This window comes from Alcaligenes sp. SJTW-7, from assembly GCF_047716895.1.
In the GTDB taxonomy this organism is placed as follows: Bacteria; Pseudomonadota; Gammaproteobacteria; order Burkholderiales; family Burkholderiaceae_B; genus Alcaligenes; species Alcaligenes ammonioxydans.
Window position 1 is genome coordinate 3594670 of the sequence record NZ_CP136682.1, and the last position, 16652, is coordinate 3611321.

Below are 16652 nucleotides of genomic sequence, written 5' to 3' on the forward strand. Positions count from 1 at the left end.
GAGGGTATGCGGTGGATTCCAGAAACCCGTTCACGCTCTGGGAGCCAAGAAAGTGCAATAAGCGGCGCTGAAAACCACAACGCTGGCTGAGCCAGCGCTTGAAAAGGCGCAAACCCGTCTGGCTGCGCCCCATGCCCGTCAGATAGCGATCAGGCTTCTTTGATGAGTTTACCCAAGATGGCAATGCCTTCGCGAATTTTTTCCTCGGGTACGGTCGCAAAGCTCAGGCGCAATGTGTTGCGCTTGACGCCATTGCCCGCGTAGAACGGCTCACCAGGCACAAAGGCCACCAGATTTTCAATGGCTTTTTGCAACAGGGCCGTGGCATCCACGTGCTCGGGCAAGGTCACCCAAATGAACATGCCACCCTCAGGACGGGTCCATTGGGCCGTGTCCGGGAAGTTCTTGTCCATGGCGTCCAGCATGATGGCGCACTGTTTCTGGTAAATATCGCGCACTTTGGGCAGGTGCTGTTCCAGGAAACCGTTATGTACGGCTTCGTAAACCGCCATCTGTGTCAGTGTGGACGTGTGCAAGTCCGTGGCCTGCTTGATCTGCACCAGTTTGTCGATGATTTTGGCAGGGGCCACGATGTAACCCAGGCGCAGGCCGGGAGCCAGCACTTTGGAGAACGTGCCCAAACGCACCACAGTCGCGCCTGCCTTGCGCCCCAGGGACAGCAGGCTGGGCAGGCGCTCGCCGGCATAACGCAACTCGCCGTAGGGATCGTCCTCGATAATAGGAATATGGGCCGCAGCGCAGCGCTCCACCAGATCCTGGCGGCGTTCCAACGGCAGACGCAAGCCAGTCGGATTCTGGAAATTGGGCAAGGCGTACAACAGACGAGCGCCCATGGCCTCCGGTGCCGAGACATATTCGGGAATCATGCCCTGACCGTCAGTCGGAATGGCGACGAAAGAAGGATCGTAGACCGACAAAGCTTGCAAAGCGCCCAGATAGGTCGGGGACTCCACCAATACCTTGCTACCCTCGTCAATGAACAGCTTGCCCAGCATGTCCAGCGCCTGCTGGGAACCGTTCACCAGCAAAATCTCATCGGCCTGAACGGGCGCGCCTTCGGCGCTCATTTGCTCGGCCAACCATTGGCGCAGCGGCAGATATCCTTCAGTCGTGGTGTATTGCAGCGCAGTCCGCCCCTGCTCGCTCAATACCTTGTTGAACGCGCTTTGCATTTCCTCGACAGGAAAGCCGACTGGAGTGGGCAGACCGCCCGCAAAGGAAATAATCTCGGGTCGCGCCGTGACCTTGAGAATTTCACGAATTGCGGAGCCACTCAGTTTCTGGGCACGTTGGGAAAAGGTAAAAGGCTGCGAGAGGGTATCCATGATTCGGAAAAGTCCTGAAGAAGAACGATTAAATACTTCATATGCAAACTTTATAGCTTGCAACAATGAACGCAGGATGCCGGAAAACCAGGCATCCTGCACCTTTGAATGAATTATGACGCGGGTTTATTAGCGTATACCTTGCCACCAAGCGGCTTGCAGCGCAAGTAGCCAACGCGCATCCGCTCCGGATTTACCCTGAAAAAACAAGCTCTCGGCCCAGACAAACGTCGCGCTTTATCTATACTTCGTTATTGTATATACAATTTAAAATCCGCATGGAGCCCTGCCACCATGAGCCAGCCCCACCCAAGCACTTTGTTTGGCCTGCTAACCATCAGCAAGCTGCCCGTGCAAAACTGGAAAAATGGGGGCGGCACCACACGCGAGATCCTGTGCCATCCCCCCCAAGCAGGATATGAAAGCTTTGACTGGCGCCTTAGCCTGGCCCATGTGCAAACCTCCGGTGATTTTTCCCGTTTTCCCGGTATAGAGCGCCATATCCTGCTCATCGAAGGCGAGCACATGCAGTTGATTCACAACGAACAGCGCCATGCACTGCATCCCTTCCAACCCTATGTCTTTGCGGGTGAGGACAAGGTTAGCTGCTTCTTGGCGCAGGGCCCTACCCAGGATTTGAATCTGATGGTGCGCCGGGGCCGGGCCCAGGGCCGTCTGCAGGCATGGGCGGGACGCGACACTCCTGTGCAGCTGGAGGCAGGCACGCACTTTCTGTACGCACCACGCGGCGGCTATACATGTCAGGCTGGAACCGCAAGCTGGGCTCTGACCGCAGAGCAGGCCCTGATCGGCTCCACCCCTGTCTCCGTCTCCTTGCAACTGACCGCCGATCATGCCGCGGCCCCGCTGGTCTACGCGTATATCGCCCCTACGGAATGACTGATGAACTACACACTCTGGACTGATTTACGTCTGGCTCCCCGCGCCGACCCCGAACACGTCATTGAGGATGCCTGCCTGGTCGAACAAGCGGGCCGCATCGTCTGGATGGGGCCCCGGCATGCACTCCCCCCCCAATGGCAACAGGCCAAACACGTACACAAGCTGGACAATCGCTGGGTCACCCCCGGCCTGATCGACTGTCACACTCACCTGGTTTACGGTGGCACCCGAGCCCAGGAATTCGCTTTGCGGCTGGCCGGAGCCTCCTATGAGGAAATAGCCCGCCAGGGAGGCGGTATTGTTTCAACGGTTCAGGCCACCCGTTGCCTGAGCGAGGAGCAACTGCTGGCCCAGTCCCTGCGTCGTCTGGATGCTTTGTTGGACGAAGGCGTGACCGCAATCGAAATCAAGTCGGGCTACGGCCTGGATCTGGACAGCGAGCGAAAAATGCTGCGCGTGGCCCGGCGTTTAGGAGAGTTGCGCCCGGTCACAGTGCGCACTACCTTTTTAGGTGCTCATGCCCTGCCCCCGGAGTTCGCAGGTCAAACCGACGCCTATGTGGATCAGGTCTGCAGCCAGATGATGCCCACCCTGGCACAAGAGGGGTTGATTGACGCTGTGGATGTATTTTGTGAACGCATCGCCTTTGATCTGAGACAGTCCGAGCACGTACTGAAAGCGGCCCAAGCCCTAAAACTACCTGTAAAAATGCATGCCGAGCAGCTCTCCAATCTAGGGGGCACGGCAATGGCGACACGCTACCGCGCCCTGTCCACCGATCATCTGGAGTATCTGGATGAAGCAGGGGTGATCGCCATGAAAGAAGCCGGAACGGTTGCCGTACTGCTGCCCGGCGCCTATTACTTCCTGCGTGAAACCCAGTTGCCCCCGATCGAGCTGCTGCGCAAGCACGGCGTACCCATGGCCTTGTCCACCGACAGCAACCCCGGCACCTCTCCCTGCACCTCCCTTCTGTTGATGCTGAACATGGGCAGCACCTTATTCAGGCTAACGGTGCCTGAGGCCCTGGCCGCCGTCACCCATCATGCCGCCCAGGCCCTGGGAGCCCCGGACATCACCGGCGAACTGAGCATTGGGTCCCGCGCCGATTTTGTCGCCTGGGATATCGAGTCACTGTCGGAACTGGTCTACTGGCTGGGCCTGCCCCGCTGCGCCCTGGTGGTGTACCAAGGCGCCATCAGCCGCGATCTGCGCAAGGAGTCATCATGAACCCTGTCCAACAGCATGAAGCCCTGTGGGCGCCCTGGGCCTATTTGGACGGCCACTGGCAAGCCGATGTGCTGATGCGCTGGGACATGCACGGCACGCTGACGCAGGTTCTGCCTGGAACCTGCCCGCCCGCCAAGGACGCGAGCGATAAGGTGTATCGGGCACAGGGCGCCGTGCTGCCAGGGATGCCCAATCTGCATTCGCACGCTTTTCAAAGTGCCATGGCAGGCTTGACGGAATTTCGGGGACAAGACCAGGACAGCTTTTGGAGCTGGCGCGACCTGATGTACCGTTTCGCCGCCCGTCTGGAGCCTGAACACCTGTATGCGATTGCCCACTGGCTTTACATACAAATGCTCAAGGCCGGCTATACCAGCGTCTGCGAGTTTCACTACCTGCATCACCCGCGTGAGGGAGGCCGATACAGGCCATCGGGTCTGCTGGCCCAAGGGATTCTGGAGGCGGCCAGCGCCAGCGGACTGGCGATCACCCTGCTGCCGGTGTTGTATCAGTACAGCGATTTCAGCCGCAAAGCACCGCGACCGGACCAAGCGCGCTTCCTGAACAGCCCCACGCAACTGCTGTACCTGCTGGAATCCTTGCACAGCAGCCACCCTTTGAACGTGGACCGGCGCTATGGCGTGGCGCCCCATTCCCTGCGTGCCACCGATGTGGGTTCCATCAGCACGCTGCTCGACGGCCTGCATAGCCTGCCCTCCCGCCATCCGATTCACATCCATATTGCCGAGCAGATGGCCGAAGTGCTGGCGTGCCAGGAGCTCAAGGGTTGCAGTCCGGTCGCCTACCTGTACGATAACTTCAATGTGGACGAGCGCTGGTGCCTGGTTCATGCCACTCACATTGGCGAGCCGGAGCGTCAGCAAATTGCCCGCAGTGGCGCAGTGGCGGGCCTATGCCCGACAACCGAAGCCAATCTGGGGGACGGCCTGTTTCCGGCCGCTGCTTTTCTGGCCGACCATGGCCACTTGGGCATCGGATCAGACAGCCACATCTGCGTGGACTGGCGCGCCGAACTGCGTCTGCTCGAATATGGCCAACGTTTAAGCCGTCAGCAACGCAACGTGTTGGCTTCGCCTCGACAGCCCTATGTCGCAGACTATTTATTTGGGACCTGCGCCCGCGGTGGGGCGCAGGCGTCAGGGCGGGCCACGGGGCAGCTTGCCCCCGAGCATCAGGCCGACCTGATGGTGATTGATCTGGCTCACCCCAGTTTGGCGGGACTGGATCAATCACATTGGCTCTCCGCCCTGGTCTTTTCAGAGCGCGCCCACACCAATCCGATTCGCGACGTATTCGTCAGTGGCAAAGCCTGTGTGATCGACGGCCAGCACCCCCAGGAGGAAACGGCGTTTGCCGCCTATCAAGACACACTGAGCCAGCTGTTGGACCGCGCCTGAAAAAACGAGCCTGAAAGCCTTACCCGGCAGGCCCTAGTCCGCGCTCGGCCCGACAGTCCTTGGCTCGCCATCGCGGTCAACAAAGCCTGGCGCAGTCGTTTTTCACTGGGTTGTCCGCCACGTCATTATGCAAAAAACCTGGCTCCGCCCATCCGGGCCAGGGCCACTGGCATGGAGACAACAAGGCTCGGGAGTACGCCCTGGACCCTAAAACAGGTCGGCCGCCGTGTCAGCCAGACTCTCGTCCAGCACCAGGGCTTTCAGGGCCTCGATATCGGGAGCCAGATAACGATCCTGATCGTAAAAAGGCACGGCCTGACGAATCGCGTCCTGCACCTTTCTCAAGCGCTCGGAAGTCAGCAAAGGAGCATGAAAATCAATGCCCTGCGCCGCACACAGCAATTCAATCGCCACAATTGCAGCGGTATTTTGTGCCATATCCTCCAGTCTGCGCGCTGCAAAGGTCGCCATGCTGACGTGGTCTTCCTGGTTAGCCGACGTAGGCAGGCTATCCACGCTGGCAGGATGTGCCAAGGACTTGTTTTCCGAAGCCAGCGCCGCCGCGGTCACATGGGCAATCATGAAGCCCGAATTCAAACCGGCAGAAGGCACCAGAAACGGTGGCAAACCGGAAATGCTGGCATCAATCAACAACGCGACTCGACGCTCTGCCAAGGCACCCATTTCGGCAATCGCCAGGGCCAGGCCGTCGGCGGCGAAGGCCACCGGCTCGGCGTGGAAGTTGCCGCCGGAAATCACCTGATCGGGCTCACCGTTCTTGCCGGGGAATACCAGCGGGTTGTCCGTGACGGCATTGGACTCGATCAGCAAGCTGCGCTCATTTTGCGTGATGAGATCGTGGATCGCGCCCATCACCTGGGGCTGGCAACGCAAGCTGTAGGGGTCCTGCACCTTGTTGTCATTGTCCCGATGCGACTGGCGAATCTGGCTGCCAGCCAGCAGCTCCCTATACAAGCGGGCCGCGTAAATCTGTCCTGGCTGTCCACGCACCTCATGGATACGCGCATCAAAAGGCGCATCACTGCCTTTGGCGGCGTCCACACTCAAGGCTCCGGCCAAAATCGCATTGCGGAACAAGGTCTGGGTGCGGAACAAGCCATGCAATGCCAGGGCCGTAGACACTTGCGTGCCATTGATCAGGGCTAGCCCCTCCTTGGCGGCCAGCACAATCGGGGTGATACCAGCCTTGGCCAAAGCCTGCTGGGCAGGCATCCATTCGCCGTGCCACTTGGCCTGCCCTTCCCCGATCAGCGTCAAGGTCATGTGCGACAAGGGTGCCAAATCACCCGATGCGCCCACCGAACCTTTGGACGGAATGAAAGGCACCACGCCCGCATTCAGAATATCCAGCAAGGTCGTGACCACATGCGAGCGTATGCCCGAAAAGCCACGCGCCAGACTGGCAATCTTCATGGCCATAATCAGCCGTGCCACCGCATCGGAAACCGGCTCACCCACCCCTACGGAATGCGACAGAATCAGGTTCTTTTGCAGCTGTTCCAGATCGTGGTCGGGAATGCGTTGCTGGGCCAGCTTGCCAAAGCCGGTATTGATGCCATAGGCAGGATGACCTGCACGGATGATCTTGGCCACAATGGCCGAGGACGCGTCCATCGCCCCCACCGCCTCTGCCGGCAGAGTCAGAACAGTCGGTTTCTGCCAGATCTGGCGCAGTTGCGCCAAAGTCAGTGCGCCGGGAGAAAGCTCGATACTCTTGCTCATTTATCTGTCCTGTTTTTCTTACTTGATCATGGGCAGTGTCAGCCCGAAATTCTTGGCCGTTTGAATCGCCAGCTCGTAACCTGCATCCGCATGACGCATCACACCACTGGCGCAATCGTTAATCAAGACCCGCTCCAGACGGGCCGCAGCCTGCTCGCTGCCATCGGCCACGATCACCATCCCCGCGTGCTGGCTGTAGCCCATGCCCACGCCGCCGCCGTGATGCAGCGACACCCAGCTGGCCCCCCCAGCTGTGTTCAAGAGCGCATTGAGCAAAGGCCAGTCCGACACGGCATCCGTGCCGTCCCGCATGCTTTCGGTTTCGCGGTTCGGACTGGCTACCGAACCGGTGTCCAGATGGTCACGTCCAATCACAATCGGCGCTTTCAGCTCGCCCTTGCGCACCATTTCGTTAAAGGCCAAACCGGCACGATGACGCTCGCCCAGCCCCAGCCAACAAATTCGAGCTGGCAGACCCTGGAAAGCGATACGTTCCTGTGCCATGTCCAGCCAGCGATGCACGTGCTCATTGTCGGGGAACAGCTCTTTGATTTTCTGGTCGGTTTTATAGATATCTTCCGGGTCGCCCGACAAGGCCACCCAACGGAACGGGCCTTTGCCCTCGCAAAACAAGGGGCGAATATAGGCAGGTACAAAACCGGGAAAATCGAAGGCATTGGCCACGCCTTCATCAAACGCGACCTGGCGAATGTTATTGCCGTAGTCCACAACCGGAATACCCATTTTCTGAAAATCCAGCATGGCTTGTACATGAACGGCGCAAGACTTGGCTGCGGCTTGCTGAATGCGGGCGTGTTGCGCCGGGTCTTTCTGCGCCGCCTGCCACTGCTCCACCGTCCACCCCGAAGGCAAATAGCCATTGAGCAGATCGTGGGCGGATGTCTGGTCCGTCACCAGATCAGGTTTCAAACCACCGGCTTGGGCGCGTCGCACCAGTTCGGGCAATATATCGGCGGCATTACCCAGCAAGCTAATCGACACAGCCTCCTTGGCGGCCGTGTGCTGGGCAATCAGCTCCAACGCATGGCCCAGATCGCGCGCCTGCTTATCCAGATAACGAGTCTGCAAACGGAAGTCGATACTGCTTTGCTTGCATTCAATCGTCAGCGATACCGCCCCGGCAAAGCTGGCAGCCAAGGGCTGTGCGCCACCCATGCCACCCAGGCCAGCAGTCAGAATCCAGCGCCCGGCCAGCGAACCACCAAAATGCTGACGACCTGCTTCAGCAAAAGTCTCGTACGTGCCTTGCACAATGCCCTGGCTGCCGATGTAGATCCAGCTGCCCGCCGTCATCTGTCCGTACATGAACAACCCGGCCTGATCCAGCTCGTGAAACTTCTCCCACGTGGCCCATTTGGGCACCAGATTCGAGTTGGCCAGCAGCACGCGCGGCGCATCACGGTGGGTACGGAACACGCCCACCGGCTTGCCGGACTGAATCAGCAAGGTCTGGTCATCCTCGAGTTGGCGCAGACTGGCCAGAATCTGGTCATAGCACGCCCAGTTTCGAGCCGCACGCCCGATGCCACCGTACACCACCAGATGTTGGGGGTTCTCGGCCACGGCCGGGTCCAGATTGTTCTGAATCATGCGGTACGCGGCTTCTGCCACCCAGTTCTTGCAACTGAGCTGTGTACCCGTGGGGGCATGAATCTCCCGCGCAGGATCGAAACGGGGGTCCTGGCTGGCCGTCGAAGTGTGATGATCAGGCATGGTGCTGTCCTCCATCTGAGGTGTCTCTGGATACGCGCTGGTTCTATCTGGCAGACTGTTTCCACCCAGGGAAGGCAGGTCCAAGCGCCGACAAAACAACGGTTTTCTTGTAAGCTTTTACCAATGTATAGTCATTTCCAATAGTTGTCTATACATATGCCTGCCCTGGCAGCGCCGCGAAAACAGACGGCCAGGGACACTGTCGGGGTATTAGAATCATGGCCGGTGCAGCACCCCCGATGGTTGCCTGCACAAACCCTTGAGTGTGAACACGTCCCTACAGGAAAGCATCAGCATGGTTGCCCCTTTGACGAGCAACTCGTCCTCCGAATCGGCTCTCCCCGTCTATGTACAGATCAAGAACTATGTCGTGGAAAAGATTCAGACCGGACAATGGCGGGAAGGCGATCTGATTCCCACAGAGCTAGCCTTATGTGAGCAGTTTGGCGTATCACGCATGACGGTCAACCGGGCCCTGCGCGAACTGACCAACGATGGACTGCTGATCCGCATCAAGGGTTCGGGCACGTATGTAGCCCAACCCAAATTCCAGTCCACGCTGATCGAGATACGCAGCATTGCACAAGACATACGCGAGCGCGGTCATCAACATAGCTGTCAAGTGCTGAGCATGGAGCGGCTGCAGGCCAGCCCGGCACAGGCACGCCTGTACGGCATTGCTCCGGGCGCGGCGCTGTTTCATTCCATTATTGTGCATGCCGAGAACGGCCTGCCTATCCAGTACGAAGATCGTCTGGTGGATGCGCGCATGGCACCCGACTATATGGAGCAGGACTGGAGTCAGATCACGCCTAACGAATATCTGGTGCGGGTCGCCCCCTTGCCAACCGGCTTTTACAGCATTGAAGTGCTGGTGCCACCCACCGGAATCGCACACGCCCTGCATATGAAAGAGCAGCAGCCCTGTTTGGTGATGGACCGCCGCACGTTTTCCAGTGAGCAGTTCACTACTCACGCTAGGCTCTGGCATCCTGGCGATCGCTACAAATTCACGGGACGGATGTAGGCCCCAAACCGGCGCCGCTTCGAGTTTGCTTCCCAAACATAACTCTCAAGCGCAGCGGCACCTCGCCTTCCGGGCCACACAACACCGCCATGTTCGTGCCGCACGGACCTGACACGACCCGCACCACTGGCCTGTTCGCTTGCGAACCACGCCAGAGCGGGCCTGCTCACACTCTCGATCAGCCCGGCGTGCGTTCACCTTGCGCATGCTGGCGATAACGGCTCAAAGACAGCCCGGTGTGGCGCTTGAAGTAGCGACACAGATACGAGGGGTCCCCAAAGTTGAGCTGATCGGCGATCTGCCCCATCGCCAACTGGCTGTAGGAAAGCAGCGCCTTGATTTCCAGCACCACTTGCCTGTCGATCAAGGCCTTGGGACTGTCGTTGAAAAACTCTTTGGTCAGCTGGGACAGGTAAAACGGGGTGATATTGAGCGCATCCGCGTAAAACTTGACCTCACGATGCTGCCTGCACTGCTGTCCAACCCGTTCCCAGAACCGCCAACTGATCTGCTCCTTGCGGCTGAACGTCTTTCCGCCTTGATACTCGGGCGGAATCTGATCGGCAATCCGCAGAAAGAAATTCTGCAACTGATTGCGCAGCATGATGTGCTGATACAGCGTGCGGGTTCGCACAATCTCGCGCAGTTGCACCAGCCAAGCCGCCAGCAAGGCCCGGTCTTGTTGCGGGGGCACGCACAGTGGATGGTCATGCAGGAACACAAACAAGGCATTAGGCAATTGATACGCCACTTCTGACGCCAGGCTCTTGGGCATCAACAGGAAAAACACCTTGAAACCGCGCGAACGCTTTTTCAGCAGCGCAATCGTGTCCTCCGCCAAAACCAGCACATCATGAGGCCGTACAGGCTGATCCTTGAAGTTCAGGCTGATCAGAGCGTGGCCCGACAGGCAGATCATCAAGGTCATATAGGCATGACCAAAAGACAACGGCATGCCCATGCTGTCAGCCAGCGTTGTCTCGCCCGTCAGCCAGCCGTCTTGGGTGCTGAGTAATTGTGGAGTGTGATGCATGATGTTGTCCTGCTCTTTAGCACTCGGCACCCTGCAAGACTTGCTAAAAGTACCGAAACTACCAAGGTCCTGCTCTGTTCGCTCACGCCGCCCGCTTCTATTCTGTTTTCTGCTTCATTGTGAGTAAAGAAAATGACACTTCAAACAGAAAGACTCATTTTACGCCCCTGGCAGAACAGCGACGCCGAGGATTTGTATGTATACGCCAAAGACGAGCGAGTCGGCCCGATTGCCGGTTGGCCTGCTCATACCAGCGTTGAGGAAAGTGCCGAAATTATCCGCACAGTTTTCAATATGCCCGAAGTGTATGCCGTCGAACACAGAGACAATGGCCGGGCTATTGGATGCATTGGCATACTGATCGGCAAGAACAGCAACTTCAAGCTCAGTGAAGAAGAAGGTGAAATTGCCTATTGGATTGGCGTCCCCTACTGGGGTCAGGGCTTGATCCCCGAGGCCGTGCGCGAAGTGATGCGACACGCGTTTGAAACGCTGAAACTGAACGCACTGTGGTGCGGCTACTTTGCCAACAATACCCAATCACACCGTGTGCAGGCCAAATGCGGGTTTCGCCATCACCGCACCGAGGAAAACAAATACAACCCGTTCCTGCGAGACTACCGGACTGAACACATCAGCCGCATTACGGCCCAGGAATGGCTGGCCTTGCCCAAACAACAGGCCTAATCCCAGCCACCACCCTCCGGTCAGCTGGAATCGGCATCCTGGGACTGACTTACACACGAGAACAGCTCCTGGACTTCTTCGATGCTCAATGTCAGACCCAATCGTGACTGCAAGCACTCAGCCCAGGATGTCGCCCATCAGAAACACGACACTGCCCATGGCAAACAGACTCAGGGCAAGCAGAGAGACAGCCGACGGGAAGGTGCCGGTAGTTTTCAGATTACTCATGACAGATGCCCCAACAAATTACATCGCCTTAGGCCACTTGCTGGGTCAGCAAGGCCGCAAGGTACATGCCCAAACCGAAAATCGCGTGTGTCAGCAAACTATGCAAACGATGGGTCCAAGGCGTAGGGGTACGCGACGCAGCCAATGCCCCGCCGCCAACCATACGCAATGTCCGACATTCCCGCGCTTGCTGAAAGCCGCTGCGATCCGGGTCAGGAAGAACAAGACCGGCAGCCCCAGCGAGGCAGTGTCGCGTCTGGCCAAACCTTTGCCGGGCAAAAAACCACCAGCCATCACAAGCTGAGGCTTCAAGACCGTAAAAGCCTCCCCCTATAATGAGCAACTGTCGCGCCACATCCCTTTCAACTGGGCAGATGCCGCCATGCAGCGTTTCCCCCGCGACACATCTTCAAGCTATTTCTGTGAGGAGCCGTCTGAATGACGAGCACAAAGTCAGCAACTGAGTAAGCCGCAACAAGCTCTTGTCTTGTTGCGGCGCTCTGTACTTCCAATCCCGCTGATTGATAACAAACAGACGCCGCCCGATTCCTTTTTTCGAGTGGTAATTTTGTTATGTCTTGCTCACGCTCTTCCTGGGCTCATACGCTGCCAGCCGCCTTGCTGTTGATGGCGCCTTTTGACATCCTCGCGTCCCTGGGGATGGATATCTACTTGCCCGTCGTACCGGCCATGCCGGAGCTTCTGGGCACGACCCCAGCCCTCATCCAGCTGACCCTTAGCCTGTACATGCTGCTATTGGGTGCGGGGCAACTGATCTTTGGCCCTCTGTCGGACCGCATAGGCCGACGACCAGTTTTGCTGGCCGGAGCCGCGCTGTTCGTGCTGGCCTCAATCGCCGCCGCCTTATCCAGCACCGCCTGGGCTTTTGTAGGTTTCAGAGTGCTGCAAGCACTGGGGGCCTCGGCCACCCTGGTGGCCTTGTTTGCCACCGTACGCGATGTCTACGCCGATCGTGCCGAAGGGGTGGTGATCTACGGCCTGTTTAGCGCCATCCTGGCATTCGTACCCGCCTTGGGGCCTATTGCAGGTGCTCTGATTGCCCGTGCGGGCGGGTGGCAGGCCATCTTCCTGAGCCTGGCCGGAATGGGTCTGCTGGCCTGGCTCCACGCGCTGTTCCGTTGGCAGGAAACTCGGCCTGCCAAACCACTGCATTCACAACAGTCCGCGCTGGCCGTCTTCAAAAGCCCAGCCTTTTGGGTCTATACCCTGGGTTTCTCCACCGGGATGGGGACATTTTTCGTCTACTTCTCCACGGCCCCACGCGTCCTGATCGGACAAGCGGGTTACTCAGAAATGAGCTTCAGCCTGGCCTTTGCCAGTGTTGCCCTGGTGATGATTGCCACCACCCGCCTGTCCAAAACCTTTGTGGCCCGCTGGGGAACCGCCGGGAGCCTGAAGCGCGGCATGGGCGTGATCCTTCTTGCCACCCTCTTGCTGGCAACCGGGCAGATCTTGCTGGAACCTTCCTTTGCCAGCTTTATCCTGCCCATGTGGCTGGCCGCCATCGGCATTGTGATGACCGTATCCGTCACCGCCAATGGCGCCTTGGCTCAATTCAACGACGTGGCCGGCTCCGCCGTGGCGATCTACTTTTGCGTGGAAAGCCTGATCGTTAGCGTGATCGGTACGTTGGCAGTGACCTTATTGGATGGGGATACGGCGTGGCCGCTGGTGGTGTTTGGACTAGGGATGAGCAGTGTGGTGTTGCTTGCTTTGATGTTGCTGGAGGCAAAGAGCAAACGCGAGGTTTGAAGATAAAAAAGGGAAGGTTTTCGGTATGCCTTCCCTCCATTTGGATCACCCGCCGCCACTGTTCATGAGTAATCTCAGGAGCGAGCTACGGCGGACAACAATGCAATCAAGCGTCCCCATGTCCGTAATCCCAGTTCCAAGAACACATAAGGACTGGGATTACGGGCATTAAGTCAGCAAGCCGTCCCCAAACTCAAGTCATACGTCACCCAAGCGGTTGCCTGAGCCAGACCATCGTATAGCCTTCGCGCCTGGGCATTGTCCTGCGCCGTAATCCAGCGCAGGAACGGCCAGCCTTGCTCCTTACCTGCCTGGGAGACTGCCTCAATCAAACGGCGGCCCAGCCCGCCGCCTCGCTGTTCCGGCAACACAAACAAGTCATCCAGAAAACCAGCCTCCTTGCCCAGCAAGGGCTCCGGGAAAGGACGGTAATGCGCCAAACCCAGCAGCACACCATTCGCCGTAGCTACCACCTTCCCCTGCAAAGGATGCTGCGCATCCAGCAGCCAGGACCAGGTACGAGCCAGGATCTCTTCATTCATGGGCTCTTTGTAAAACTCGGCGTACTGCCGATACAGTAGCTCCCAAGCGACCCGGTCTTGCGGCTGCAAATCCCGGATCTGAATACCACCGGCTATCGGCTGTTCTGCACGGCTAGTCATGCTTGTGTTCCCCTGTCGCTTACCATGCTGTTGCAAGGGCAGGCTGCGCCTGGTGAGAGGCAAAATGTGGCAGCACATACTCAGCCAACTCCTGGATAATTTCCGCCGCCGGTCGCTGCGCAAACTGAATACCCAAAGCAGCATGATTCACACCGGCTGCCTGCCATTCTTCCAGCAAGGTGATCAGCCCCTTGCGCCCGGTACGCAGTGTAAAACCACCGCGCAACGGTGTGCGTGGGTAATCGGGGTCATCCACCAAATCCAGCCATTCATTGGTCATGTGCGGACGGAAACCGCCATCTGGAATCCGGGCGCGCCAAGCCCGAATTTTGGCAGCCAGCTTTTGCGGACCTAGCGGTGTATGTGTGGCTTCCGGATAGGTCAGCCAGCCATCGGCATGTTCGGCGATCCATTCGGGCGACTGCCCCGAGGAGCTGGTGACAATCAAGGGAATGGAGCCATGCACAGGCTTGGGTAACAGCTCTGCGGTATCGAAGCGACCTAGCGGAGAGTCGATATCCAGTTGCCCCGCTTGCGTTAGCTGACGGAAATAGCTGACAGCCTGCGCAAAACGCTCTGCCCGTTCGGCCCGCTCCACGCCATAGGCGGGAAACTCCACGGGCCTGTCCCCGGAAGCAATACCCAGCACCAAGCGTCCACCGGACAACTGATCAATGGTGAAAGCGGATTTCGCCAGGTCGATCGGGTGACGCAGGGAGAAAATCGTGCTGCCCGTGGCCAAGGCCACCCGCTTGGTGCGAGCAGCCAGAAAAGCCAGGTAAGTAAAGGGATCGAACACCTGCCCCGCATCTCCGAAACTTGGATCATGCAAGGGCACATCACGTACCCACACCGCTGCAAAATCCTGGCGGTCTATCTCCTCTACCAGCGCTGCCTGCCCGGCCAGCACACTCATATCGCCTTGATAAAAACGCAGAGGCAGAAAGATCCCCATGGTCAGACGACCCGGCGCAAACATGCGGCTATAGCCAGGGTGATTGGCAAAGGCAGGGAAAGATGCGCCTTGAGTCAGGCTTGTTTCAATCGTCATGCTGTTTTCCCCTCAGGCGCCAGTAGCAGGTTCAGGCAAGGTGATGCCTTTACGGACTGCGGGGCGTTGGGCCACGCGATCATGCCAGGCACTCATGTGCGGGTACTGGCTGAAATCAAAGTCGATAATCCGCGCAATATGCATCCAGCCAAAATGCGCAATATCGGCAATGGAATAGTCCTGTCCCGCCAGATAAGGATGGTCTGCCAAGCGTGTATCCAGCACGGTGAACAGATCATTCACCAGACGGCGGTAGCGCTCGATGGCGGCCGGAATCTTCTCTTGCGCGAACAGCTCGAAATGCACGCGCTGGCCCAGAATCGGCCCCACGCTGGAGGAATGAAATTGCAGCCATTTGATCGTTTTCCAGCGCTGAACAGGATCTTTTGAAAGCAATTGGCCGGTTTTTCCCGCCAGATACAGCAGGATCGCGGCGGACTCGAACAGAACAACAGCTGTTTCATCATCCGTCATCACCGGGATACGCCCATGTGGATTCAGGGCCAGAAACTCCGGCTGCTTATGCTCATTCGCTTCGATACGCACGTGATGCAGGCGATACGGAAGTGCCAGCTCTTCCAGGGCGATGGTCACCTTAAAGCCGTTAGGCGAACTATCGGTGTACAGATCAATCATGGCGTGGCTCCCAAACAGAAAGTTCGCTCTTCTTTTTGATATAGATAAGCTAAACTTTAAAAATGATCCAGAAGCCCATTTTCCCCGTTTATATAGCCAAAGAAAAACGATTAAATCTGCTTGATAGATTTAGATAAACTAAACCATGAATCCTGTCTTTCCTTTACAAGCTCTGCGCGCCTTTACCGAAGTCGGACGCTACGGCAGCATCAAGCTGGCCGCCCAGGCACTAGGCGTAACCTCGGGCGCAGTCAGCCAGCAAATCCGGCTGCTGGAAGACCGCTTGGGCGTGACACTGTTTGTGCGCAGCCACCACAAAATGAGCCTGAGTCAAGCAGGTGAACAGGTCTACCCTGCCCTGCTGACGGCGTTTGACCAGATCGAACAGGCCATGCATACGCTGGAAGCCACCAAGCACAGGAAGACACTGACGATCAGCACCGTGCCTTCCTTTGCCGCTTCCTGGCTGATTCCCCGGCTGGCCGATTTCAAGCAACGCCATCCCGATATCGAAATCCGTGTGGAGGCGTCCCCCACGCTGGTGGACCTGCGTCGCGACAAAGTGGATATCGCCATTCGCCACGGCTTGGGCGTATACCCCGGCTTGCAGGCCGAGCCCTTGATGGCTCCTGTCTTGCTGCCTGTAGCCAGCCCTGCGTTGCTGCAAGACAAGCCAGTCATTCAGGAGCCAGCAGATTGTCTGGAGTGGCCACTGCTACAAGATGCCGACCGGGCCGACTGGGCGCTTTGGCTGTCTGCCCACGGGGTGGAGGACGATGCGCGCGCCGATAGAGGCACAGCTTTTGAGGATGATTACCTGCTGATACGCGGCGCGATTGCGGGCCTGGGACTGGCTTTGATACCGCAAGAATATGCGCAGGATGAAATAGCCGCAGGCCGCTTGGTGCAAGTGTTGGACAAGCCCTGGCCAGCCCGCTTTGCCTACTACCTGGTGACCTTGCCCGATACGAGGCAAAAAACAGAGGTCCGTGCCTTTAGTGATTGGATAAGCGAGCAAGCCCATTCATAGCAAGGTAACCAAGCTTCTTCCTGCTGCTGCTGTGGTGGTAACAATGACCGCTATCGCACAGCGGTAGGGAGATACAGACAGCACCTCATCGCTTCCCAATCCAGTCTCTGTAGGACCCCCACGTCAACAGCCCTCATGGCCACGTCCCCCG

Annotated in this window: 15 protein-coding genes; 7 read left to right on the forward strand and 8 right to left on the reverse strand. The window is 58.0% G+C overall.

The window, feature by feature from the left end:
- Positions 1-149 precede the first annotated feature (149 nt).
- Complete coding sequence (locus RSQ48_RS16295) at positions 150-1346, reverse strand: PLP-dependent aminotransferase family protein (RefSeq protein WP_003805199.1); 1197 nt, start codon at positions 1344-1346, stop codon at positions 150-152.
- 294 nt (positions 1347-1640) lie between these two features.
- Between RSQ48_RS16295 and RSQ48_RS16300 the strand changes: the two genes are divergently transcribed.
- Genes RSQ48_RS16300 through RSQ48_RS16310 form a run of 3 tightly spaced genes read left to right on the forward strand, consistent with a single transcriptional unit; the run spans position 1641 to position 4897 of the window.
- Positions 1641-2246, forward strand: coding sequence for a HutD family protein (locus RSQ48_RS16300; RefSeq protein WP_240209098.1), 606 nt, complete (start codon positions 1641-1643; stop codon positions 2244-2246).
- 3 nt (positions 2247-2249) lie between these two features.
- Complete coding sequence (gene hutI, locus RSQ48_RS16305; RefSeq protein WP_240209099.1) at positions 2250-3479, forward strand: imidazolonepropionase; 1230 nt, start codon at positions 2250-2252, stop codon at positions 3477-3479.
- On the forward strand, positions 3476-4897 hold the full coding sequence (locus RSQ48_RS16310) for a formimidoylglutamate deiminase (protein WP_240209100.1): 1422 nt from the start codon (positions 3476-3478) through the stop codon (positions 4895-4897). The genes hutI and RSQ48_RS16310 overlap by 4 nt, the downstream gene beginning before the upstream one ends.
- Before the next feature lie 207 nt (positions 4898-5104).
- On the opposite strand, the gene hutH is transcribed toward RSQ48_RS16310, so the two are convergent.
- Both hutH and hutU read right to left on the reverse strand, forming a co-directional pair.
- Positions 5105-6640, reverse strand: coding sequence for a histidine ammonia-lyase (gene hutH / locus RSQ48_RS16315; RefSeq protein WP_240209101.1), 1536 nt, complete (start codon positions 6638-6640; stop codon positions 5105-5107).
- An 18-nt stretch (positions 6641-6658) separates the two neighbouring features.
- Positions 6659-8389 (reverse strand): urocanate hydratase, encoded by a 1731-nt coding sequence (gene hutU, locus RSQ48_RS16320; RefSeq protein ID WP_240209102.1) that lies wholly within the window; start codon positions 8387-8389, stop codon positions 6659-6661.
- A 280-nt stretch (positions 8390-8669) separates the two neighbouring features.
- Here hutU and hutC point away from each other — a divergent pair, with 280 nt between their 5' ends.
- A complete protein-coding gene (gene hutC / locus RSQ48_RS16325) occupies positions 8670-9401 on the forward strand; it encodes a histidine utilization repressor (RefSeq protein WP_003805211.1) in 732 nt (243 codons plus the stop codon).
- A 178-nt stretch (positions 9402-9579) separates the two neighbouring features.
- On the opposite strand, the gene RSQ48_RS16330 is transcribed toward hutC, so the two are convergent.
- Entirely contained in the window at positions 9580-10434 is an 855-nt protein-coding gene (locus tag RSQ48_RS16330; protein ID WP_003805212.1) for an AraC family transcriptional regulator, read from the reverse strand.
- 132 nt (positions 10435-10566) lie between these two features.
- Here RSQ48_RS16330 and RSQ48_RS16335 point away from each other — a divergent pair, with 132 nt between their 5' ends.
- Entirely contained in the window at positions 10567-11121 is a 555-nt protein-coding gene (locus RSQ48_RS16335; RefSeq protein ID WP_003805221.1) for a GNAT family N-acetyltransferase, read from the forward strand.
- A gap of 256 nt (positions 11122-11377) precedes the next feature.
- Here the strand turns inward: RSQ48_RS16335 and RSQ48_RS16340 are convergent, their stop codons facing one another.
- On the reverse strand, positions 11378-11512 hold the full coding sequence (locus RSQ48_RS16340; RefSeq protein WP_003805223.1) for a DUF2938 family protein: 135 nt from the start codon (positions 11510-11512) through the stop codon (positions 11378-11380).
- 410 nt (positions 11513-11922) lie between these two features.
- Here RSQ48_RS16340 and cml point away from each other — a divergent pair, with 410 nt between their 5' ends.
- Positions 11923-13122 (forward strand): CmlA/FloR family chloramphenicol efflux MFS transporter, encoded by a 1200-nt coding sequence (gene cml / locus RSQ48_RS16345; RefSeq protein ID WP_003805225.1) that lies wholly within the window; start codon positions 11923-11925, stop codon positions 13120-13122.
- Positions 13123-13295: 173 nt separating this feature from the next.
- Here cml and RSQ48_RS16350 read toward each other — a convergent pair whose 3' ends face one another.
- The 3 genes from RSQ48_RS16350 to RSQ48_RS16360 are packed head-to-tail and all read right to left on the reverse strand — an operon-like array spanning position 13296 to position 15471.
- Entirely contained in the window at positions 13296-13784 is a 489-nt protein-coding gene (locus RSQ48_RS16350; RefSeq protein ID WP_003805227.1) for a GNAT family N-acetyltransferase, read from the reverse strand.
- A 19-nt stretch (positions 13785-13803) separates the two neighbouring features.
- The gene (locus RSQ48_RS16355; RefSeq protein WP_415301991.1) at positions 13804-14835 is read right to left on the reverse strand and encodes an LLM class oxidoreductase; all 1032 of its coding nucleotides are present in this window, start codon (positions 14833-14835) and stop codon (positions 13804-13806) included.
- 12 nt (positions 14836-14847) lie between these two features.
- The gene (locus RSQ48_RS16360; RefSeq protein ID WP_415301992.1) at positions 14848-15471 is read right to left on the reverse strand and encodes a glutathione S-transferase family protein; all 624 of its coding nucleotides are present in this window, start codon (positions 15469-15471) and stop codon (positions 14848-14850) included.
- A gap of 145 nt (positions 15472-15616) precedes the next feature.
- Here RSQ48_RS16360 and gcvA point away from each other — a divergent pair, with 145 nt between their 5' ends.
- A complete protein-coding gene (gcvA, locus tag RSQ48_RS16365) occupies positions 15617-16501 on the forward strand; it encodes a transcriptional regulator GcvA (protein WP_131071074.1) in 885 nt (294 codons plus the stop codon).
- The last annotated feature ends 151 nt before the right edge of the window (positions 16502-16652 follow it).

Excerpts from the sequence above, each read along its gene's own strand:
- gcvA (WP_131071074.1), top strand. The coding sequence starts at position 15,617 with ATGAATCCTGTCTTTCCTTTACAAGCTCTGCGCGCCTTTACCGAAGTC.
- RSQ48_RS16355 (WP_415301991.1), bottom strand. The coding sequence starts at position 14,835 with ATGACGATTGAAACAAGCCTGACTCAAGGCGCATCTTTCCCTGCCTTT.
- RSQ48_RS16350 (WP_003805227.1), bottom strand. The coding sequence starts at position 13,784 with ATGACTAGCCGTGCAGAACAGCCGATAGCCGGTGGTATTCAGATCCGG.
- RSQ48_RS16340 (WP_003805223.1), bottom strand. The coding sequence starts at position 11,512 with ATGGTTGGCGGCGGGGCATTGGCTGCGTCGCGTACCCCTACGCCTTGG.
- hutH (WP_240209101.1), bottom strand. The coding sequence starts at position 6,640 with ATGAGCAAGAGTATCGAGCTTTCTCCCGGCGCACTGACTTTGGCGCAA.
- RSQ48_RS16310 (WP_240209100.1), top strand. The coding sequence starts at position 3,476 with ATGAACCCTGTCCAACAGCATGAAGCCCTGTGGGCGCCCTGGGCCTAT.
- hutU (WP_240209102.1), bottom strand. The coding sequence starts at position 8,389 with ATGGAGGACAGCACCATGCCTGATCATCACACTTCGACGGCCAGCCAG.
- RSQ48_RS16335 (WP_003805221.1), top strand. The coding sequence starts at position 10,567 with ATGACACTTCAAACAGAAAGACTCATTTTACGCCCCTGGCAGAACAGC.
- RSQ48_RS16360 (WP_415301992.1), bottom strand. The coding sequence starts at position 15,471 with ATGATTGATCTGTACACCGATAGTTCGCCTAACGGCTTTAAGGTGACC.
- cml (WP_003805225.1), top strand. The coding sequence starts at position 11,923 with ATGTCTTGCTCACGCTCTTCCTGGGCTCATACGCTGCCAGCCGCCTTG.
- RSQ48_RS16300 (WP_240209098.1), top strand. The coding sequence starts at position 1,641 with ATGAGCCAGCCCCACCCAAGCACTTTGTTTGGCCTGCTAACCATCAGC.
- hutC (WP_003805211.1), top strand. The coding sequence starts at position 8,670 with ATGGTTGCCCCTTTGACGAGCAACTCGTCCTCCGAATCGGCTCTCCCC.
- RSQ48_RS16295 (WP_003805199.1), bottom strand. The coding sequence starts at position 1,346 with ATGGATACCCTCTCGCAGCCTTTTACCTTTTCCCAACGTGCCCAGAAA.
- hutI (WP_240209099.1), top strand. The coding sequence starts at position 2,250 with ATGAACTACACACTCTGGACTGATTTACGTCTGGCTCCCCGCGCCGAC.
- RSQ48_RS16330 (WP_003805212.1), bottom strand. The coding sequence starts at position 10,434 with ATGCATCACACTCCACAATTACTCAGCACCCAAGACGGCTGGCTGACG.